Below are 20386 nucleotides of genomic sequence, written 5' to 3' on the forward strand. Positions count from 1 at the left end.
CCTCATTGCAGGTTCTGGTCCGGCTGTCTGCATCGGGGAGGATATTGATACAGACCTTGTCATTGCAGGCAGGTATCTCAGAACCAAAGATCGAAGCGTCTGGGCTGAACATGCCTTTGAAGATCTGGATCCCACCATTGCACCCCGTCTGAAAGGATGTGTGCTTGTTGCAGGCAAGAATATGGGGTGTGGGTCCTCTCGTGAGCAGGCGGTTATGGCCCTGCGTGAGGCTGGAGTTCTTGCTGTTGTTGCCCCTTCGTTTGCACGGATATTTTTCAGGAATTGTATTAACGTAGGCATTCCGGTGCTTGAATGTGAAGAATTCCCCTGTACAAACGGAGAGATGGTTACGTATGACTGTAGGACCGGGATGATGAGAACAGACAGGGTAACACGTGAATGTCTCTCACTCTCACCCAGGATGCAGGAGATCCTGGAGGCCGGTGGTCTTGTAGAGTACTGGAAAAGGAGACTTTCCAGATGATCTTTCCACCGCATTGCAAATGTGTCGGGTATGCAGGTGAAAAACCGGTAGGTGATCAGGTCTATTTTCTCTCACAGTACCTCCTTCACGAGGTCCCGGAAGGTTTTGAGATCCTCTCTGTCGAGGCAGGGGAAGGGTCCGGTATGATGAGGCCGGTTAAATCGGTGAGTCTGATTGCATCTGCTGATGAGGTCTATCAGTACCCGGAGCGGGTGATTTTGCATAACCGGGGTGACCTGATTCGCCGGGCTGCAGAGACCGGAAAACGATGTACCATTTTTACCGGCATTGACGAGCACAAGACCTTCGTCTGTGATCCTGATCCTGGAGCCCTCTCTACAGTCCATGTGTATGATGTGACACCACCGAGAGCCCATCTTGCAGAGACCATCAGGGCACTTGAGGCAACCGGACTCTTTGGTGAATTAGAGATCCAGTTTGAGTATCATGTCCGGGATATCAGGGAGACCGGAGCAGATGTCTTTCCCTGCCGGGCTGGAGGTTTTTCCAGGACAATTGATTCAGATCACCTCACCGGTAGTGAACAGGTTGCAGGATGTATGACTGCACGGCAGGTCCTTTCTGATTGTTATGGCAAAGACTTCCCGGTTATTGATATATGTCCGGCAAATGCCGCTCACGAAGAACTGTTCATTGCCCGGTGCTGCAGGGCTGAACGGACGGGAGTTCAGACAATAAACGGGAAGTATGGCGTGGTTGTACACTGGGGAGCCTCTCCGAAACAGATTGCAGATGCGGTGTATGAATTGATGAATGAGAGGAAAAACAGATGAAAGTAGTGGTTGCACCTGGTGATGGTATCGGTCCTGAAGTGATCGCACCGGCAGTTGATGTCCTCAAGATTTTTCATCCTGAATGGGAGTACAGTCAGGTATATCTCGGATATGAGTGCTGGAAGCGGACCGGTGATCCACTCTCACAGACAACCCGATCTGCCCTAAAGGAAGCAGACCTGATCCTTTTCGGAGCTATCACTACACCGCCTGATCCGGCATATAAAAGTGTCATTCTCACCATCAGAAAGGAACTTGACCTCTATGCAAATTTACGGCCGGTTTTTGGGTCAGGCTTTGATATCCTGATTGTTCGTGAGAATACTGAAGGCCTCTATTCCGGGATTGAATGGGAGGAGAAGGACCGGGCCTGCACAATCCGTCTGGTGACCGAGGAAGGTTCACGAAGAATAGCACGGTTTGCAAGTTCATGTGCCCGCAGAAGAAGACGTCATCTGACAATTGGTAACAAGGCAAACATCTTAAAGTCAGATGTCTTTTTCGTTCGGATCTGCCAGGAAGAAGCAGAAAAAATCGATGTCTCGGTTGACAAAAAATACATTGATGCCCTGGTTCTTGATGTGCTCCAGCATCCGGAGCGGTATGATGTAATAGTCACCACTAATATTTTTGGTGACATTCTTTCTGATGCTGCTGCCTACCTTGAGGGAGGGCTTGGGATGCTTCCAAGTGCAAACATCGGAAAAGACCATGCTCTTTTTGAGCCTGTACACGGCAGTGCTCCAGATATTGCAGGAAAAGGCATTGCGAACCCCATTGCAGCTATCAGGTGTATCTCATTGCTCCTGAAGTATGCTCAGGAGAGGGAGAATGCAAAGATTGTAGAGGCTGCAATCCAGAAGGTGCTTGCAGACGGGATAAAAACTCCTGACCTTGGCGGGAAAGCTGGGACGAAAGAGGTTGGTGAGGCTGTGATAAAAGAGATCATCAGGATGCGAGAAATACCGGGGCCTGACCTCTGATCCGGTTATTATAAGACACTCTGTGTTATGTGTGATTGTTCCATCACAAAGATACTACAATTCTTTACCACTATTTTTGACTCTGAAAGTAAGGAGGTTCTTATTTTTGATTGAATCTAAAAAAACCATCAGACTTTCACGCAAGGTCCTCATTCAGGGAAAAAAGTAAGTGCTAATGCTGGTATTTCCTACGTATCCGGGATTTTAAAACCGGATATCTCTGAAATTATTCTGCCCTTGTTGCTTTGTTGATCTCTTCAAACAATCGTACAAACCGCTGAACAGTCTCATCGTCAACCATGCCCGGTGCTTCGCATATCCGGTCAGACAGGGTCTCCGCGACCTTCCATCGTTCAAACTTCTCTCCCTGTCTCCGGTCGATAGCTTCACTCACTGCATGCAAAATTCCCTGGTTACCATCTCTCTCTCCAGAATTCTCCCCAGATCCCGATGTGACCACCATGTTTGGATACACATCCTTGACACAGCGGGTATAGTAGTCGTGGTTGAAAACATCCTCAATCGTAGAGCCTGGCGTCCCTGTAATCTGACTATACAAAAGAAGGAACTTTTCCCGTTCAGTATTCATTCCTGATAATCTTGTTAGAGCATCTGCAGGGATATGTTGCCCTGAAAGGAGTACTGACACCGGGTTTTTATGGGACCGGATGAGACTTGCAAGCGGGATAAGGTTTGCAGCACCACCGGCAGGTGTGATGGTGATGCCAGGTTCAAGTCCTGATTTTCCGATCTTTTCGACAGCGTAGTTCATTGCCTGAAGCAGCCAGAGATCCACAATATCTTCGACCAGAAGCTGCCTGCCTCCTATATACGTACGTGATGCAATCCGGTATGCCAGGGCCGCCTCTAGTGGGAAGAGAGACTCATGATCAGTCGGCCATTCAGTGGCCGAGACTCTGGTTGTGCCATCCTCACTCTCATGCACTGTTCTGATCCTTTCGAGGTGATCCAGATCGATCATAAACGGTGAATGAGTTGAGTACATGATCTGGTTCTCTTGTGAAAGTCTCTCAAAGAATTTCACCGAATGTTGTTGTGCTGTTGGATGGAGCTGCAAACCAGGTTCATCCAGGAGAAGAATACTGTCCTGGTATACATCTCCTGATTCGACAAGGAAGATCAGGTAGAATGAGAAGAAGTATTGAAGACCGGCGCTCCGCTGCTCAAGCTCTATCTCTGAAGTGTCAAGGTCATCTGATACCCACACCCTGAAGTAATCCCCATCGATATCATACCTGAACCTGATACGACGTTGGTCCCACCAGTTTTCAAATCTCCTGCTCATCTGGTTGGATGCGGTGGAGAGGAGAATTGACCGTTCATCCACCTGTCTGCGGATGATGGGGTTTTCATCAGTAGCATTCTTATGGGTTCCGAGTTTGTCAAGGATGTCAAGGTCCAGGTTGACATGCCTGAAGAGACAGTTTGTTGCCCGAAGGCTGGGGCTGTCTGGGTGACTTTTCAGGGTTGCAATAAAAGTGGGAATATGGATTGCACTCTCAATGACGCTGTATTGATCAAAGTATACGAATTTGGGGATGTGATCGATGATATACCGGTTTGCAGCCATCAGACTTTCGTATACTTCTATCTGCCTGACAAGACTGTATATGGGCTCACAAATTGGGTTTATAAGTTCAAGTTGCCACTGCTCATTTCCCCTGGTCTTGACCATATTGATAAGATCAGTGATATGCCGTTTCTGCACCTGTCCAGCGTTTGATGCTACTTCTTTTTGTTCTTCCAGGATCGAGAGCAGTTCACCTTTGATCCTTCCAAGGACTTCACCCCTGCCTTCAGGTGCTATTAGATTCCTGAACTGCTCTATGGCCACATCAATGACGTATGTAAGATCTTTCGCAGTGACTAGTTCAACACCGATATCTGGGTTATATGTAATACTGTATTTTCCGGTGTAATGCCGGGTTACCTCTACCCCATGTACATCATTACAGAGATCTGAAAGTGCCCTGATCTCTTCCTGTTCGCGGGGAGAGAGGCTGAACCTGCCTGATGCAGCAGGCCAGTCTGTCTTTGTTATCTCTTCTGCATACCGCTGGCGTGGAAATTCTTTCAGTCCGTCATATCCTTCACCATCAGAAGGGTTTAGTTTTGAGAGTGCTCGAAAAATAGCTGACTTTCCTGATTCATTCTTCCCCACAAAGATGGTGAGATCCTCGACCGGGATCCAGCCGGTGTCATTAATAATCTTATAGTTCTGGACCCTGAACTCGGTGAGCTGCATACGATATCTGTTATCTTGAACAATAAAAGAGATTATGTTCTGTAGTCAGGAAACAGGAAGGGATCAGGGTGCATGGCCTGTGCACCAATTGAAATTATAACCTTAACTGGTACACCTGATCGATGCCCCGGTGTTCTTTCCCCTGACAACTCTGACCTCTCCACCGCACTGGTCATCCAGGTAGGACTGGATATCGCCGGCGAGATCGGTACTATTTGTATCGGTTATTGCATACAGGGCCGGACCAAACGAACTCATTCCCGCTCCGGCCGCACCGCATGAAGTCATGTAATCGAGCATGTTGTGAAGTGCGGGGGTCTGCAGGGCTAGTTCGTCACGTTTGAACCCGTAACTTCTGAGCGCGGTTATTGACCTGCCAAACTGGTCAAGATCTTCTTCGATAAGGGCAGGAATCATCTGCATCAACACCAAGTGTGATATCTTCTCAACCTCGGGAAGTGGAACCGGGCAGGACTTTCTGAAGATCTCCTTTTCTGCATGACCGCTTGCCCCGGGCCTTGCCTCTGGGAGACAGAGGATGATCCTCCAGTCTCTTGGGAATTCGTATCTGCCAATAATCGGGGCCTTGCGTACACCTTTTGATGCCGAGGACGGGAGGAAGGATTCTTTCTCTTTTCCAGGACCAAACCGGTGTCCTCCATCAACAATTACCCCTCCATCGGCAAATGCCCTGACCCCTATCCCTGAAGTTCCGCCCCTTCCGGTAATTCTTGCCGTGTCATCGCCTTTCTTTCCTGATATCAGGGCCATGGCCGTGGCAACCGAAAGAGCAAGCTGGGTCCCGCTTCCAAGGCCGCTGTGGGAAGGTATGACCTCACTGATTCTGATGGCAACATCAGGATCATAGCCTTGCTCTTCAGCAAGGGTATTCACGATTCCGAGTGTTCTTGTTTTCAATTCCTCATCATCAGTGATGATCCTGGTTTCAAGAGCGGGTTCTGCCGTGATTACATATCCTGGTCTGTCAAGGGTGATGCCAACACCGCCGTCCACCCTGCCAAGAGATCCGTTCATATCGATGAGGCAGAGATGGAGTCGTGATGGAGTCCGAATCGTTACTCTCTTGGTACCTGAAAAGAGGTGGTCAGGAACGAACTCATCAATCCTGAAAAGAGGCTGGTTCTGATGAATAATCCGGTACCGGCGTGCAAACACTCTTCCTGATGCCACTGATACCGGGAGTGAAGGTGGAGCATCTGAACCTGAAAAGGTCCTGATGCTGGTTATCTCCCTGCGGGATTCTATCTTTTCATCACGGAGGATATGCCCTATTGGAATATCGGCCTTCATCAGGCTCGCTCTGGCATGTTCAGGGAGCCGGTTGACCGGGCAGTATGAGACTGCATGGACAAGCGGGATATCCATACTCTGATCGCAGATCTCAACGACGCGATAATTTACCGGATCGCCTGTTCTGATCTCCATCTCCTCGGCGATCTCCTCACCTGCAGGAATGACCTGTTGTGTCACTGTCCGGATTGAGATCGGTGATTCGTTGTAACATTCGAGAAGTCTTGTAACTGACCCGTCAGTGATGAGCAACGCTTTGATTGCGTCAGATATTGGCCCGGTCTTCTCCTCGATTGAGCGGAGCATGGCAGCATAATCCGGAGTTTTTGGATCTGTCGGGGTGGTCATGATGGAGGTTATATCAGGGTATAGTCTGTTCGACGTTCCTTCAGGGTTCTGCCGAGATCTGTTGCTATGTATTCCATCTCTGAGGGATCCATGTATGAGCCTGAAACGGCTCCTGCTTCCCGTGATATGCTCTCTTCATAGAGTGTTCCTCCGAGATCATTTGCTCCTGCTATGAGCCCGATCTGTGCCATCTTCATCCCGTATTTTACCCACGACACCTGAATGTTTCGAAAATTGTCTAGGAACAATCGTGACACTGCCAGCATCAACATGTCTTCTCTCCCGGTAGCGCCGGGTCGCGCAGTTCCATTTTTATAGATCGCAGTTTTCTGGTGAACAAATGAGAGGGGAACAAACTCGGTAAACCCATGCGTTTCATCCTGTATGGTTCTGAGGATGGAGAGGTGTTCTGCCCGGTCCTCTTCGCTCTCGCAGTGGCCGTACATGATGGTGGCTGTGGATTTCATCCCGAGACTATGAGCCTCCCTGATGATCCGTATCCATTCATTAGTGGAGATTTTTCCAGGACAGATGATTGCCCTTATCGGATCAGACAAGATCTCTGCAGCAGTTCCACAGATTGTTTCAACACCAGCTTCTTTAAATGCAGTCAGGACCTCATGGGTGGAACACATGCTCTTTCGTGCAGCATATGCAACCTCCATCGGGTTGCTGGCATGGAGATGAATGTGTGGTGCTGCAGCTTTGATTACCTTATAATTATCCAGGTAAGAATCGAGCATAAATGCTGGATGAAGCCCGCTGACAGTACAAATTTCGGTGACATGTCTTTCTGTTGCAAGACGTGCCTGGGCTGACAGTTCCCCTGCTGATAACATGTAGGCGCCATTCTCACCTTGCTGCCTTGCAAACCCACAGAATCCACACTGGTTGGAACAGATGTTTGTGCAGTTGATGTTCTGGTTCCTGACAAAAGTGATGGGATCGCCTGCTAACAGGTGACGCTTTTCATCAGCTGCCCTGGCAACCTGAAAGACCTCACTCCCCTTTACCTTGAATAGCATTGATGCTTCTTCAGGAGTAAGCCGGTAGCCTGCCACACAGTCAGAGAGGAGAAGATCAAGAGGTTTCATCCTTCTCATAGTCTCCTGTTCTCCTTATGAGGTTGACGTAGGGGAAAAGGATGTTTTTATGGTGGTGCAGGGGTATGATCAGGTCTTGTGAAAAGATTTGAATGACTCTTTTGCCTGCTCTTTCTGGAAAAATTTCATCAGTTCTAGCTGATCACGGGTGAAATACATATGTGCAGAGACACTTACCGTCTCCAGCCATCCCTGTGTGAGAAGGGGGAGTTTTTTCTTTTCTCTGCTCTGGTTGATTTGTTCAAGGATAAACTTCTGCATATGGGCCAGCCCGAATGCATTCTGACCCCACGCAGAGAGCATGTCATTGCTCCTGAAAAGACATATCAGGTTGAGATGATCTGTTTTGTCTATCTGGCACTGGACAAGTTGCAGGCAGGGGGGTTCATCACGGGTTATGTCCATCACCGGAGACCAGGTGATTGCAACAGCCCGGCGGCTGCTCGGATTTTCAATGAGACGGTTAATAATACTGGTCTGAATTTGATCGATTCCACCGAGGTTTCCGTCACCGATGTATTCTATCTCTCCTGTAGATCCTGCAGGCACATACCCGCATTTCTCCATGAAACTGTCAAGGATCTTTCCCAGGAATGAACGTTCTGTTTTTTTCAGTGCTAGCGATGCGACCGGGTAGTCCCTGAGCCGGTTTCCATATGTATAGGTCGCGTCTGTTCCGTCATTTTTCTTGCGGGTTATGGTATACAAAGAACTCTGGTACTGCTCTGAAAACCGATCCCCGAAGAGAGATGCACTTGACTTCATCGGAGAGCTGAACGGCGATTCGATGTGGATGCAGACCGGCTCCTCAGGATCATACGTAACCTCTCCGTCCTCTGTCATCCGGGTCTCTCCCTGGCATCGTTCTGCTATCGTTCTGACAACTTCCTCGTGTGCCTCCCCGATTGTCTGTTTCCGGATCAGGATCATATATGTGAGTGTATTAGCCCTTATTCCACAATAATCGTACAGGTTCAGGATTCTGATTTGAAGATGGGCAAAAAAATGTATCTATGAATTTCCTGATGTTGCCACAATCCACCAGCCGCCATCAATGTCAGTAGCATAATACGTGAGCCCTTTGGTGTCAGTCATTTCAGGAGTAAGGATTCCTCCTCCAGACTGAGCGAGGTCTTTTAGTTGCCTGACAATGCCTGTGTCGTGTTCCTCGGTGATGAATGAGGTTCCGATCTTGTCTGCACGGTAGGGATCAGAAAGGAGGACGCCACTCTGGTTATACGCTGATATATACATCCCGTTTCTAACAAAAGTTGCTTTATCTGAAAACGCAGAAAGAGCAGTTGTTTTCCCGTTTTCCAGAGCATATGCTTTGGCATCAAGAGCGAGGTTCATCAGTGCCTCTTGTGCACCTGTTGTTACAGCTGAGGATATATTTGATGAAGTTGCTGCGGAATCTTCTGCAAGTATAGATCCAGGAATAAAAAGGAGAATCAATAGAAATGAAAAAACCAGGAATCTAGTATCCATATGTTATTGAGGCAGGCTTATCATTTCAGCCTTTTTATTGGTTGGAATCTCCATCATTCTTGTAACAAAGATTATTGGTGCAGTGCGGATGAGATCTGTGCATGAAGGTTATTGATTTGTCGGAAGTCCCCGTCTGGCTGGGAATACGGCAATTCTCGTTTCACAGGCTCTTGTAGAGGCAAAAGATGCAGGAACTAGTGTTGAGCAGGTTCATATTCCATCACTTGTGATCAGCGAATGCAAGGGATGAAAGTACTGCAAGTCACATGAGGGTTGCAGGATTGATGATGATATGCAGTCGCTGTATGCCATGATTCGTGAAGCAGATGTTCTCATATTCGGAACTCCTGTTTACTTTGCACAGATGACCTTCCAGATGAAGCAGTTTGTCGATCGGTTTTACGCCCTTATTAATGCTGAATACAAATCGTGACTAACTCCCGGAAAAAAGGCTGCAGTGCTCCTTACGCAGGGTGATGATAACTTAACTGCTTTCACAGGAATTGTGGACACCTTCAACTTAACGATGTCATTTCTCCAGATTCCGGTGTCTAAACCGATTATTGCTGGTGGTCTTGACGCCCCCAAGGATGTTGAAAAGAATGGTTCAGTAATGGACAGATCATATCAGTTAGGAAAAAACAGGCCTCCCTGTAATAATAATCTGCAATCTAAAGAGTTCCACTCCTTTTTGTGATCAGATTGTCTGATATGCCTGAATCGATAGTGTACTTCATATCATCTGTTGTTCAATCACTCACTCTGTATAAAGGGGTCTAAATATGTCTGAAGATGGAGATGAAAGGGGGGGTCCTCATCAGTATGTGGCAGAAAAGGGCCTTGAGATCTCCTCTCCCTCAAAACCCATCACTGTATTATACGTGGATGATGACCCTGAATTCATCCGGTTTTTCAAGACTTTTCTAGAGTCTAAAAGTTCACTTCATGTCATCACCGCTACAAGCGGTCCTGAAGTGCTCGATATGGTCTCCCGGGGTGCATGTGATATCATTGTATCAGATTATCAGATGCCTGGAATGAATGGTATTCAACTCCTCCAGAATATAAGAGTATCTTCCACACTTCCATTTATTCTCTTCACCGGGAAGGGACGGGAAGAGGTTGTCATGGAGGCTATAAACAACGGTGCCACGTTTTATCTCCAGAAAAGTGGAGATCCACAGACACTCTTTGCTGAATTGGTCCATAAAATAAAGGCAGCAGTTGGAAACTGGAGGGCTGAACTGGCTCTGCGGGAGAGAGAAGAGGAACTTTCACGAAAAAACTCCGAGTTGAGCGCTGCATATGAGGAATTGCTTGCTACCGAAGAGGAACGTTGTGTATATCTGAAAGAACTGGAATCTAACCAGAAGAAGATCAGGGAGAGTGAACAACGGTATCGGGAACTTGCAGACCTGCTTCCTCTGATTGTGTATGAATGCGATTTGAAAGGTTTCATGACCTATGTAAATCGTCAGGGCTTTCTGACCTTCGGGTATCCTGAAGGCACGTTGCCACCGGGTTTCAACGTTTTTGATCTTATCGTCCCAGAAGATCGACCCCGGGCACTTGAAAACTTGACAAATATACCCCTTTCAGGCACTGCTGCTCCACATGAGTACCGTGCCTACAGGAAGGATGGAAGTATCATCCCAGTGTTCGTCTACTCGTCACCGATACTCAAAGAGGGAAACATTGTCGGGTTTAGAGGTATTGTACTTGATATTTCAGAGCAAAAACGTTCTGAAAAGGAAATCCGGGAGTCTGAACGTCGGCTTGCCAATGTCATAGATTTTCTCCCTGATGCAACTTTTGTCATTGATCGTGAAGGCACGGTTATTGCCTGGAATCGTGCGATGGAACAGTTTACCGGTTATCCTGCAAGCGATTTTCTTGGGAAAGGGGATTACGCCTATGCAATTCCATTCTATGGAACTCCAAGGCCTATTCTCATAGACCTTGCTCTCAAAAATGATGAGGAGGCCGAAAAAAATTACTCCTCTATTTTCAGGAATGGAGAAATAGTTGTGGGTGAGGCCTGTATGTTTACTCCAGATGGAGATAGCCGGTATCTCTGGGCTGCATCTTCTCCACTCCGTGATTCACAGGGAGAAATTGTTGGTGCTATAGAGAGTATCAGGGATATCACTGCCTGGAAACTCACTGAAGAAGAACTGGTCCGGTCACGCGAGGAACTTGAACATCGGGTTGATGAACGGACCGCAGAGTTAACCCGGGTAAATTCAGTTTTGCGATTAGAGATAGAAGATCGCACATTTGCTGAAAATGCCCTTCGCGAAAGCCAGGACCGGTATAAGCGTCTTGTTGATCTCTCACCTGATGCGATCTTTGTCCATGATGGGAAAGATGTTTTATTCATCAACCCTGCCGGTACAAGACTGCTTGGAATTGGGCAAACATTGAATGAAGCGGGTATGGATATGTCTGAGTTTATTCACCAGGACCTTCTGGAAAAATTCCGTTCTCTCATTCAGGAGCCAGAAAATCAGGCTAACTTTCCACTCAATGTTGAAGAAGAATTTTTCAGATTAGATCGTTCCAAAGTTACGGTTGAGGTCTCTTCTGCACCCATTTTTTTTCAGGGCAGTCCTGCAGCACTTATAGTTGCAAGGGATATCACCGGGCGGAAAAAGGTAGAAGAACAACTCAAGCGGTATGCAACTGAGATGGCTGACAAAAACAAAGAACTGGATTATCTTGCCAATCAGATGATTGAGATAAACCAGGATCTGGACAAGCGGGTGAAGGAGCGGACAGAACAGGTTTTAAAATTGATGAAGCAGAAGGATGATTTCATCAACCAGTTGGGTCATGACCTGAAAACCCCGCTCACCCCGCTTTGTGCTCTTCTTCCTGCACTTATCGAAGAAGAAGAAAACCCGAAAACGAAAGAGGCACTGGCGGTTTTGCTCAGATCTGTCTATTCCATACAGGATCAGACTGAGAAGATCCTAACTATTGCACGACTTAGTAAGGAAGATATTGAGGTAAAACCTGAACCGGTACTGATACAACCGATTCTGCTGGAATCTCTTCAGAAGCACCGCATCTATATCCAGAAAAAAGAACTCGAAATATCTGTGGATATTCCCACAGATCTTTCTCTCCTCTTTTCTTCTTCAGATGCAGGAACAGTGTTTGATAATCTCATTGGAAATGCCGTGAAGTACTCAGCAGTTGGTGGCTCTGTCTGGATTAGGTCATACCAGAATGGGGATAGAACCTGTGTTCAGGTGGGTGATGATGGCATAGGGTTGTCAACAGATGAAAAAAACCATGTTTTTGATGAGTTCTATATGGCCGATTCTTCACGTCATGACCGAAGTTCATCAGGTCTCGGTCTCGCAATTGTTCGCAGACTTGTTATGCTATACAAAGGCTCGGTATGGGTGGAAAGTGAAGGAAAGGGAAAAGGAGCTAGTTTTTTTGTCTGTCTTCCAGCACCTATTTCAGTAATGCAATAACTGCCTGATTATGCCTGCTTCAAATTTCTGATATACTCTCCAACCGCGGTGATAATTGCATGAGGATCTCCGATATGTTCTTCAATCCTTCGCACTATTGCAGAACCAACGATTACCGCATCAGCCCCCTGTTTGGCCCATTCCTGAACCTGCTCCGGGGTGGATATTCCAAAGCCTGGTGCAACCGGGACAGATGTCTTTGCTTTTACCCTCTTGAGGAGATCGATTGCTGAATGTTCTACACCAGTCCTGGCCCCAGTAACTCCCATTACGGCCACAAGGTAGATGAATCCGGCTGCCTTTGAAACAATCTCTGTAATCCGTTCCTCTGTGGTAGTAGGGCTTACCATCATGATTGGAGCAATTCCACTCTCTTTTGCTGCCCTGGTGAATGGATCAGATTCCTCAAATGGAACGTCTGCAATTACGACGCCGTTTACCCCTGCCGCTGCAGCATCAGCATAAAACCGGGAGATTCCCCTGCGTATAAGGAGGTTTGCATAGGTCAGGATAACCACCGGAGTCTCATTATCTGCCCTGAAATCCCTGACCAGGTCAAACAGCCGGTCTGTGTTCATTCCGGCATCCATAGCCCTGATATCAGCACACTGGATGACAGGTCCGTCTGCTACCGGATCAGAAAATGGTAGTCCGAGTTCGATGATATCGGCACCTGATGCAGCCATCTCCCTGATAATATTTAGGCTGGTTTCATAGTCCGGGTCTCCGGCGACCGTGAATGCAACAAGAAGCGGATTTTTATTTGCTATAAATACCGTTTCAATCTGCTCTTTACCGGTTTTCATAATGCAACACCTCTCATCTGCATCTGTTCGATAACCTGGGCTACATCTTTGTCACCGCGTCCAGAGAGGTTGATTATGAGGATGTCATCCTCTTTGAGAGTAGGTCCGAGCTTTCTGGCATATGCGACTGCATGGGAGGACTCAAGTGCGGGAATGATTCCTTCTGTCCGTGAGAGGTACAGGAATGCATCGAGTGCCTCATCATCGGTTACTGATGTGTATGTCACTCTTCCAGAATCCTTGTGCATTGAATGTTCAGGCCCGACTCCCGGGTAATCAAGCCCGGCCGATACCGAATGTGATTCCTGGATCTGTCCGTAGGAATCCTGCAGGATGTACGAAAAGTTACCGTGCAGAACCCCGGGTGAACCGCCACAAAGGGTGGCTCCATGCTTCTTGTCAAGCCCCTCTCCTCCAGCCTCAACACCGATCAGGGTTACCTTATCGCCAACGAATGGATGAAACATTCCGATTGCATTGGAACCTCCACCTATACAGGCGATGATGGCTGTTGGCATCCGTCCTTCCTTTTCAAGAATCTGTTTTCTGGTCTCGGTACCGATAACTGACTGGAGATCCCTGACAACCAGGGGGAATGGGTGAGGACCGACTACCGTGCCAATCAGATAATGGGTATCTCCAACAGTTGCCACCCAGTCTCTGAATGCTTCATTGATAGCATCTTTGAGTGTTTTTGTCCCTGACTTTACCGGAATGACCTTTGCACCCATCATCTCCATTCTGGCAACATTCAGTGCCTGCCTGGCAACATCCACTTCGCCCATATACACTTCGACGCTCATTCCAAGAGCAGCCCCGGCTATTGCGGTTGCAACACCATGCTGTCCGGCTCCGGTCTCAGCGATGAGGCGCTTTTTGCCCATGAACTTTGCCAGAAGGGCTTGTCCGATTCCATTGTTTAGTTTATGAGCACCTGAATGGAGCAGATCTTCACGCTTTAAGTAAACCCGGCATCCAAGGTCTGCTGACATATTTTTGCAGTAGGTGAGAGGTGTCTCCCTTCCTGCAAATTCAGTAAGGTATTGTTTAAGTTCATTTTGGAACTTTTCAGACGGGAGTATATTCAGGTATGCATTTTCAAGTTCTTCGAGTGCTGCAATGAGTGTTTCAGGGACATAACATCCCCCGTATTCACCGAATCGTGTTTGTAACTTCATGATTGTAACCGTGCGTTTTGTATGAATGATCTGATTTTTTGCGGGTCCTTGATTCCCGGGGATATTTCCACACCAGATGCAACATCAACAGCGTACGGATGGAGTGTCCGTACTGCTTCTGCTACATTGTCTGTTCTAAGGCCTCCTGCAAGGATAACCGGAAGCGTTGTCTTATTCATGACACTCCTGGCAAAGCCGGGGTCATATGGTTTTCCTTTTCCCTGGCTTGTATCAACAATGAGAGCATCCGTATCAACAGATGTTGGAAGATCCATCCCTGGTTCAATGACTCTGATTACCTGAACGGTGCGATCAGAAGGCATTGGATGAGGGTTTGATATCTGGATGGCAGTTGGGCAGAGCTGCAGAATCTCCTCCAGTTCTGAACGTGAACTGGTGTGGGAAACACAGACCCGACCCATGTACGGACCAGCTGCCCTGAATATTTCTGCTGCCTGTTCAGGCTCCACCGAGCGGGGTGAATCGGAGAAGAGGACTACTCCGATTGCATCAGCACCAGCCTGATCAACTGTCCGAGCATCCTCCGGTCTTGTGATCCCGCAGATCTTTATGCGTATACGAATCCCTCCAATCTTCTTCGTGGATTTTCTGCGGCCATAATACTTGAGCCGATTAGGTACCCGTTTGCATATGATCGAAGAGTCCTGATATCACAAGGCCAGGTAACCCCGCTCTCTGCAATCACTGTCCTGTCAGCCCGCTTAATCATCGGTGCAAGCCGGATTGTGGTGGAGAGATCAGTCTTGAGATTCTTTAGATTCCTATTATTTATCCCGATGAGGTCGGCTCCTGTATCAAGAGCAGTTCTGACCTCCTGTCTGTCGTGAACCTCGACAAGTGGTTCAAGTCCAGCCTTTCTGGCTGCATCTACAAACTCGCCAAGCTGGTCACCAAGTACAGCCGTTATCAGGAGTACTGCGTCTGCTCCGGCATTTCTCGTCTCTTCGATCTGTTTTTTGTCAACGATGAAATCTTTACGAAGAATGGGAACTTTTGTCTCATCCCTGATGGCTGGAATAGTCGTAATGGATCCATGAAAAAATGCCGGTTCAGTTATCACTGATAGTGCACAACATCCGCCCCCGATGAGATCCTGTGAAACGGCAACAGGATCTGTAATTGCCCGAAGGTGCCCCTTTGACGGGCTTGCAGGTTTCATCTCGGCGATGATTGAATTCCGATCTACAGCACCCGTAATTGCTTTCAGAAGGCTGAATCTTTCTCTTCCTATATGAGCCATACTTCTGGAATCTGCAAATCTGCTCATATGCCCGGGTGTGAGGGCTTCAGCCCTGATGGTTGAAGCCTGAACGATCTGATCCAGAATCATGCTGCCCTTCCTGATACCTGAATCATCTCTTCCAGTTTTCTTGCTGCTGCTCCCGTGTTAATCACCTCATATGCCAGTTTCACTCCATTGCTGAAATCAGAAGCCTTTCCACCAACATAAATTGCAGCACCGGCATTGAGGGCGACAATATCCTGGGCAGGTCCTGGTGTTCCACTTAAGACTGATCTAATGATTGCAGCATTCTCTGCTGGTTCGCCACCCTTTATTGTCTTAATGCCTGAACGTTTTATTCCGAATTCTTCTGGTGTGATTGTTCTTGGCTTTAGCATTCCGTTGTTTAATTCAACTATAAGTGTTGGTCCTGTGATCGTAATCTCGTCAAGTCCATCTCCGTGAACTACCATAGCCCGCTCGACCCCGAGATTTCTGAGAGCATCAGCAACGACCATGACCAGTTCGGGATCATACACCCCTATGAGACGGGCCTGAGCTTTGGCCGGGTTTAGAAGCGGGCCCAGGATGTTGAAGACTGTGTAAATCCCTAGTTCTTTTCGTACTGGAGCTACATGTCGCATTGCCGGGTGATACTGCGGAGCAAAGAAGAAGCCGATTCCTGCCTCTTCAACATTCCTTGCTGCAGATTCAGGGGTCTGTTCAATCGTTACTCCTAATGCCTCGAGAACATCTGCTGATCCGCATCTACTGGAAACACTTCTATTTCCGTGCTTTACAATCAGGACACCTGCAGCTGCAGCCACGATTCCTGCTGCTGTACTGATGTTGAATGTTCCTCCGGTGGCAGAATCTCCTCCGGTACCGCAGGTATCAACCATCATCCCTGACACATGAGGATAAACTGGAATTGCACAGTTTTGCATCACTCTTGCAAATGAGGCAATCTCTACTGCTGTAACTCCTTTCATCCTAAGGGCAGTAAGGAAGGATCCGATCTGTGCTCCGGTTGCATTCCCGGTTGCTATCTGATCCATCACAGCTGATGCTTCTTCTGGACCTAGGTTTCTACCTGCAATTACCTGTTCGATGGCCTGGTGAATCATCAGATACCACCGGTTTTTAGGAAGTTCTCCATAATCTGACGTCCTGCCGGGGTCATGATGCTCTCCGGGTGGAACTGGACACCATGTAATGGAAATTTCTCATGTGAAACTGCCATGATACAGTTATCCCCTTCCGATGTGGCAGTTATCCTGAACTCATCCGGAAGGCTTGCCCGATCAGCAGTCAGGGAATGGTATCTTGTCGCAGTGAATGACTGGGAGATCCCATCAAAGATTCCTGTTCCCGTGTGTGCAATATGACTCGTTTTCCCATGAACTGGCTCTGTGAGACGAACAATCTCACCGCCAAAGGTATGGATGATTGTCTGGTGTCCGAGGCAGACACCCAGGATTGGTATAACACCGGCGTACTGTTCAATGACCTTGCGGCATACTCCTGATTCTTCAGGTGTTCCTGGTCCTGGTGAGAGTATTATCCGATCAGGATTCGTTTTCTTGATCTTCTCGATATCCTGATCGCAGGTAATTGCAACCGGGTTTGCCCCTAGTGTTCCGACAAGTTGGTGAAGATTGTAGGTAAAACTGTCAAAACAGTCCACGATGGTAACGTTCATACCCGGCCTCCCTCATTCTTCTGATTTTCTATTCCGGTCTCACCTGCATTTGCTCGTGAGAGGGCTGCAAGCATTGCTCCTGCTTTTTGCTTTGTCTCCTCATACTCTTTGGTCGGGTCAGAGTCTGCAACGATTCCAGCTCCTGTCTGGAAACTGGCGATTCCGTCCCGTACCACGGTTGTCCGTATTGCGATAGCAAATTCGAGCCTGTCATCAAACCCTATGTATCCTACTGCTCCTGCATACAGGCCACGTGGGTGGGGCTCAAGATCTGCAATGATCTGCATTGCCCGCAGTTTTGGTGCACCAGATACTGTCCCTGCCGGGAAGCAGGAACCGAGTGCATCAAACCGGTCCAGTCCTTCTGCGAGCCTGCCAGCAACCTGGGAAGTCATGTGCTGGACATGAGAGAACTTCTCAACCTCCATAAAGGAACTGACTCTTACCGACCCGAATGCTGAAACCTTTCCTATATCATTTCTTGCCAGATCTACAAGCATCAGGTGCTCAGCTTTCTCCTTCTCATCGGCAAGCATCTCTTCTGCCAGTCTTGCATCCTCGGCTGCATCCTTTCCTCTCGGCCGCGTTCCTGCAATGGGCACTGTGAAGATATCCTCTCCATCGACCTTGACCAGCATCTCTGGACTAGATCCAATGACTGTCTCATCCCCAAATTCAAGGAAATAAAGGTAAGGTGATGGGTTGAGCAAACGTACCTCTTCGTAGAGCCTGAATGGGTCCCCAGTATAAGGTGTCTGAAACCTACGTGAGACTACAGCCTGGAAGATATCTCCGGCCCGGATATGTTCAAGAGTCTTCCTGACCGCTGACTCAAAATCTTCTTTTCCTAATGGAGAGGTGAGTGGGATCTCATGTGCAGGAGACGAAGGATTACCAACTGAAGGGATTTCATCACCGGCACTTTGAATCTTATCTGCAAGAGTCTGTATTTCCTTGACTGCCTTTTGATAAATCTCGGAAAAATTGTCTCCCGGGTGTATGAGTGGAGTTGAAAAAACCATGCAGGTGCTCTTTTGATGGTCCAGGACTACTCCTGACCTCGCGAGCATGAATTTACCAACCGGGCAGTTCTTCTCCTTTCCTGCATCTAGATATCCTTTGTTCAGATCAGTTACCATATCGTACGAGCAGTATCCTACAAGACCGCCTGCAAACCCTGCAGGAGATTTTCCTGATAATCCATACTTGCTCATAAATTTTCGAATCATCCCGATAGGATCAGAATTATTCCCCGTTTCATCCAGGATAAAGAGTTCCTGTATGTCTGTTCCGATTATTGATCGCACAGCCCTGCGGGGTACTCCTTCCATTGATTCGAGAAGAAATCCCTTGTCTGTCCGCAGATGCTGATATAGCACTGCGGGTGAGGCTTCAGGAATTGGAATGGTTACTGTTACCGGGATAAGCTCTGGTTTATACAGGTTTTCTGTCATTTGTCTGAAGGCAGGATATGACAGATCCAGTGACAGGCAGTTCCCTGTCACTGCGATCTCCAGTCCACCGGCATCACCTGTCTGAATGAATTTGTTGTCTGAATCATGTATATTGATGTAAGCTTTTGTACATATTTATACATTATTGTACCTATTACTCCGTTTGAGGGAATATATCACGGTTGCTGGTGTTTGCTATTCTCCTTCCTATCCTGTAAATTTACCTTAAAATGAGAAATTTTTTCCAAAAAAGCCATCATTGATTGCATGGCAAGTTCTTTTATACCCAGATGAAGTTGTTATTTCATCGAGGTGCTGACGTTAGTTCTCTGTGTGTTTATTGAACCAACAGTTTGGTCAGACCGATAAAATCAGAAGATAAACCTGGTGAAAACTGCTGTTTTCATACCTGTAGGTTAATTTATATAGTTTAGATGCTATTAGGGGAGTATTGGTAGAGAAAAATCTCTCTGCGGTGATTATTGAATAATATATAATGTATGATGGACTGAAACCCGAACATTCGTATTAAAAAAATCACCCCGGTCTCGATCACAGATTATTGACAGAACTGGAGATGTCGTATGGAAAGAAAAAAAATAGCATACTTCTGCTGGGAATCACTCTATACGGATCGGGTAGGTGGTCTTGCTAATGCTGCTACCTATCTGGCACAGGAACTGGCAAAGAAGAATGAGGTACACTTTTTCACCCGTGGAGATGGTGACTTCACATTCGGGGGAGTTCACTACCATACGGTCCGTCCGTATGGAAATAATGTGGTGGAATACTGCCGGAATATGAGTCATATGATGGCAGACCGGTTTCGCTCCCTTGACAGCCCACGCTTTGACATTCTTCATTTCCATGACTGGCATGTGACCGAGGCTCTGCATCTTTTGCAGGATCGCAACACGGTATTTACCTATCATTCGACTGAATATGGTCGCAACGGAAATCATCATGGTGACTGGTGGGAATACCACGAGATCAGTGGAAAAGAGTGGTATGCCGGTTTAATTGCAAAACAGGTGACTACTGTCTCGGGTGTTCTCAAAAATGAAGTAATGCAGTTGTATAATGTTCCTGATTGGAAAGTGCAGGTCTTTCCAAATGGGGTTGTCCCAGAACAGTTTGATGTAAGCCTTGATCAGGGAATTGTAAAACAGGAGATGGGAATTCATCCTTACGCCCCGACAGTTCTTTTTATCGGCAGGATGGCAGTTCAGAAAGGTCCGGATCTCTTTCTTGATGCTCTGCCCCGGGTAAAAGATCGATTCTGGGGCGTCCAGGCAATAATGGCTGGAGATGGTGGGATGAGATCATGGCTTCAGGACCGCTCTTCGGCATTGGGTTTGCCAGTCCGGTTCCCCGGGTTCATAACTGATACTCAGTATGTCCGGTTGCTTGCGGCAGCAGATCTTGTTGTTATCCCGAGCAGGAATGAACCATTTGGTATTGTGCTTCCAGAGGCATGGAGTGCAGGAAAGCCTGTGGTGGCCTGTGATGTTGGAGGCCTGCACGAAAACATTGAACAATATCATGATGGAATACGAACATCTGTATCTTCAGACAGTATCGCAGCAGGAATCTGCGAAGCCCTCGACAACATGGAGCGGTCACGTCGGTGGGGACGCAGTGGCAGGGCAAAGGTGTATCGCGACTTCCAATGGAATGGGATTGCAAACCGGCTGGATTCGATGTATGCCGGAGTCAATTCCTAATATTTTTCACCCATTTT

At 47.5% G+C, this 20386-nt stretch carries 18 protein-coding genes and 1 pseudogene; 7 read left to right on the forward strand and 12 right to left on the reverse strand.

Going from position 1 to position 20386, the window contains the following annotated elements:
* The first annotated feature begins 4 nt into the window (after window positions 1–4).
* From DK846_RS11265 to DK846_RS11275, 3 genes are read left to right on the forward strand one after another with little or no spacing between them, the layout of a single operon-like run.
* Window positions 5–484, forward strand: coding sequence for a LeuD/DmdB family oxidoreductase small subunit (locus DK846_RS11265; RefSeq protein WP_109969339.1), 480 nt, complete (start codon window positions 5–7; stop codon window positions 482–484).
* Entirely contained in the window at window positions 481–1278 is a 798-nt protein-coding gene (locus DK846_RS11270; RefSeq protein WP_109969056.1) for a DUF7714 family protein, read from the forward strand. The genes DK846_RS11265 and DK846_RS11270 overlap by 4 nt, the downstream gene beginning before the upstream one ends.
* Window positions 1275–2261 carry an isocitrate/isopropylmalate dehydrogenase family protein gene (locus tag DK846_RS11275; protein ID WP_109969057.1) on the forward strand — a complete coding sequence of 329 codons (987 nt, stop codon included), beginning with the start codon at window positions 1275–1277 and terminating at the stop codon, window positions 2259–2261. The genes DK846_RS11270 and DK846_RS11275 overlap by 4 nt, the downstream gene beginning before the upstream one ends.
* Window positions 2262–2487: 226 nt before the next feature.
* On the opposite strand, the gene DK846_RS11280 is transcribed toward DK846_RS11275, so the two are convergent.
* From DK846_RS11280 to DK846_RS11300, 5 genes are all read right to left on the reverse strand, one after another.
* Complete coding sequence (locus DK846_RS11280) at window positions 2488–4527, reverse strand: AAA family ATPase (protein ID WP_109969058.1); 2040 nt, start codon at window positions 4525–4527, stop codon at window positions 2488–2490.
* A gap of 102 nt (window positions 4528–4629) precedes the next feature.
* Complete coding sequence (locus tag DK846_RS11285) at window positions 4630–6186, reverse strand: beta-ribofuranosylaminobenzene 5'-phosphate synthase (protein ID WP_109969059.1); 1557 nt, start codon at window positions 6184–6186, stop codon at window positions 4630–4632.
* 8 nt (window positions 6187–6194) lie between these two features.
* A complete protein-coding gene (gene cofH, locus DK846_RS11290) occupies window positions 6195–7289 on the reverse strand; it encodes a 5-amino-6-(D-ribitylamino)uracil--L-tyrosine 4-hydroxyphenyl transferase CofH (RefSeq protein WP_109969060.1) in 1095 nt (364 codons plus the stop codon).
* Between the two features lie 69 nt (window positions 7290–7358).
* Window positions 7359–8219 (reverse strand): thymidylate synthase, encoded by an 861-nt coding sequence (locus tag DK846_RS11295; protein WP_109969061.1) that lies wholly within the window; start codon window positions 8217–8219, stop codon window positions 7359–7361.
* Between the two features lie 81 nt (window positions 8220–8300).
* Window positions 8301–8777, reverse strand: a complete 477-nt coding sequence (locus DK846_RS11300) for a hypothetical protein (protein ID WP_109969062.1) — start codon at window positions 8775–8777, stop codon at window positions 8301–8303.
* 271 nt (window positions 8778–9048) lie between these two features.
* Here DK846_RS11300 and DK846_RS11305 point away from each other — a divergent pair.
* From DK846_RS11305 to DK846_RS11310, 3 genes and pseudogenes are all read left to right on the forward strand, one after another.
* Window positions 9049–9210: pseudogene (locus tag DK846_RS11305) on the forward strand (flavodoxin family protein); the annotation flags it as partial.
* A gap of 24 nt (window positions 9211–9234) precedes the next feature.
* Window positions 9235–9474 (forward strand): hypothetical protein, encoded by a 240-nt coding sequence (locus tag DK846_RS17480; protein WP_146201208.1) that lies wholly within the window; start codon window positions 9235–9237, stop codon window positions 9472–9474.
* Window positions 9475–9559: 85 nt separating this feature from the next.
* Window positions 9560–12262: a PAS domain S-box protein gene (locus DK846_RS11310; RefSeq protein ID WP_109969064.1), complete on the forward strand. Its 2703-nt coding sequence runs from the start codon at window positions 9560–9562 to the stop codon at window positions 12260–12262.
* A gap of 8 nt (window positions 12263–12270) precedes the next feature.
* On the opposite strand, the gene trpA is transcribed toward DK846_RS11310, so the two are convergent.
* Genes trpA through DK846_RS11345 form a run of 7 tightly spaced genes read right to left on the reverse strand, consistent with a single transcriptional unit; the run spans window position 12271 to window position 18696 of the window.
* Window positions 12271–13068 carry a tryptophan synthase subunit alpha gene (gene trpA, locus DK846_RS11315; protein WP_109969065.1) on the reverse strand — a complete coding sequence of 266 codons (798 nt, stop codon included), beginning with the start codon at window positions 13066–13068 and terminating at the stop codon, window positions 12271–12273.
* A complete protein-coding gene (trpB, locus tag DK846_RS11320) occupies window positions 13065–14246 on the reverse strand; it encodes a tryptophan synthase subunit beta (protein WP_109969066.1) in 1182 nt (393 codons plus the stop codon). The genes trpA and trpB overlap by 4 nt, the downstream gene beginning before the upstream one ends.
* Window positions 14243–14902: a phosphoribosylanthranilate isomerase gene (locus DK846_RS11325; RefSeq protein WP_342769665.1), complete on the reverse strand. Its 660-nt coding sequence runs from the start codon at window positions 14900–14902 to the stop codon at window positions 14243–14245. Before DK846_RS11325 ends, trpB begins: the two co-directional genes overlap by 4 nt.
* Entirely contained in the window at window positions 14815–15597 is a 783-nt protein-coding gene (locus DK846_RS11330) for an indole-3-glycerol-phosphate synthase (protein WP_109969068.1), read from the reverse strand. Before DK846_RS11330 ends, DK846_RS11325 begins: the two co-directional genes overlap by 88 nt.
* Window positions 15594–16616: an anthranilate phosphoribosyltransferase gene (gene trpD / locus DK846_RS11335; protein WP_109969069.1), complete on the reverse strand. Its 1023-nt coding sequence runs from the start codon at window positions 16614–16616 to the stop codon at window positions 15594–15596. The genes DK846_RS11330 and trpD overlap by 4 nt, the downstream gene beginning before the upstream one ends.
* Window positions 16616–17191: an anthranilate synthase component II gene (locus tag DK846_RS11340; RefSeq protein ID WP_109969070.1), complete on the reverse strand. Its 576-nt coding sequence runs from the start codon at window positions 17189–17191 to the stop codon at window positions 16616–16618. Before DK846_RS11340 ends, trpD begins: the two co-directional genes overlap by 1 nt.
* A complete protein-coding gene (locus DK846_RS11345) occupies window positions 17188–18696 on the reverse strand; it encodes an anthranilate synthase component I family protein (protein ID WP_245926531.1) in 1509 nt (502 codons plus the stop codon). Before DK846_RS11345 ends, DK846_RS11340 begins: the two co-directional genes overlap by 4 nt.
* 533 nt (window positions 18697–19229) lie before the next feature.
* Between DK846_RS11345 and DK846_RS11350 the strand changes: the two genes are divergently transcribed.
* Window positions 19230–20369, forward strand: a complete 1140-nt coding sequence (locus DK846_RS11350) for a glycosyltransferase family 4 protein (protein WP_109969071.1) — start codon at window positions 19230–19232, stop codon at window positions 20367–20369.
* The last annotated feature ends 17 nt before the right edge of the window (window positions 20370–20386 follow it).

It is taken from the genome of Methanospirillum lacunae (assembly GCF_003173355.1).
Lineage (GTDB): Archaea > Halobacteriota > Methanomicrobia > Methanomicrobiales > Methanospirillaceae > Methanospirillum > Methanospirillum lacunae.

Coding starts and splice junctions, on each gene's coding strand:
- DK846_RS11270 (WP_109969056.1), top strand. CDS start 481: ATGATCTTTCCACCGCATTGCAAATGTGTCGGGTATGCAGGTGAAAAA.
- DK846_RS11275 (WP_109969057.1), top strand. CDS start 1,275: ATGAAAGTAGTGGTTGCACCTGGTGATGGTATCGGTCCTGAAGTGATC.
- DK846_RS11280 (WP_109969058.1), bottom strand. CDS start 4,527: ATGCAGCTCACCGAGTTCAGGGTCCAGAACTATAAGATTATTAATGAC.
- DK846_RS11285 (WP_109969059.1), bottom strand. CDS start 6,186: ATGACCACCCCGACAGATCCAAAAACTCCGGATTATGCTGCCATGCTC.
- cofH (WP_109969060.1), bottom strand. CDS start 7,289: ATGAGAAGGATGAAACCTCTTGATCTTCTCCTCTCTGACTGTGTGGCA.
- DK846_RS11295 (WP_109969061.1), bottom strand. CDS start 8,219: ATGATCCTGATCCGGAAACAGACAATCGGGGAGGCACACGAGGAAGTT.
- DK846_RS11300 (WP_109969062.1), bottom strand. CDS start 8,777: ATGGATACTAGATTCCTGGTTTTTTCATTTCTATTGATTCTCCTTTTT.
- DK846_RS11310 (WP_109969064.1), top strand. CDS start 9,560: ATGTCTGAAGATGGAGATGAAAGGGGGGGTCCTCATCAGTATGTGGCA.
- trpA (WP_109969065.1), bottom strand. CDS start 13,068: ATGAAAACCGGTAAAGAGCAGATTGAAACGGTATTTATAGCAAATAAA.
- trpB (WP_109969066.1), bottom strand. CDS start 14,246: ATGAAGTTACAAACACGATTCGGTGAATACGGGGGATGTTATGTCCCT.
- DK846_RS11330 (WP_109969068.1), bottom strand. CDS start 15,597: ATGATTCTGGATCAGATCGTTCAGGCTTCAACCATCAGGGCTGAAGCC.
- trpD (WP_109969069.1), bottom strand. CDS start 16,616: ATGATTCACCAGGCCATCGAACAGGTAATTGCAGGTAGAAACCTAGGT.
- DK846_RS11340 (WP_109969070.1), bottom strand. CDS start 17,191: ATGAACGTTACCATCGTGGACTGTTTTGACAGTTTTACCTACAATCTT.
- DK846_RS11350 (WP_109969071.1), top strand. CDS start 19,230: ATGGAAAGAAAAAAAATAGCATACTTCTGCTGGGAATCACTCTATACG.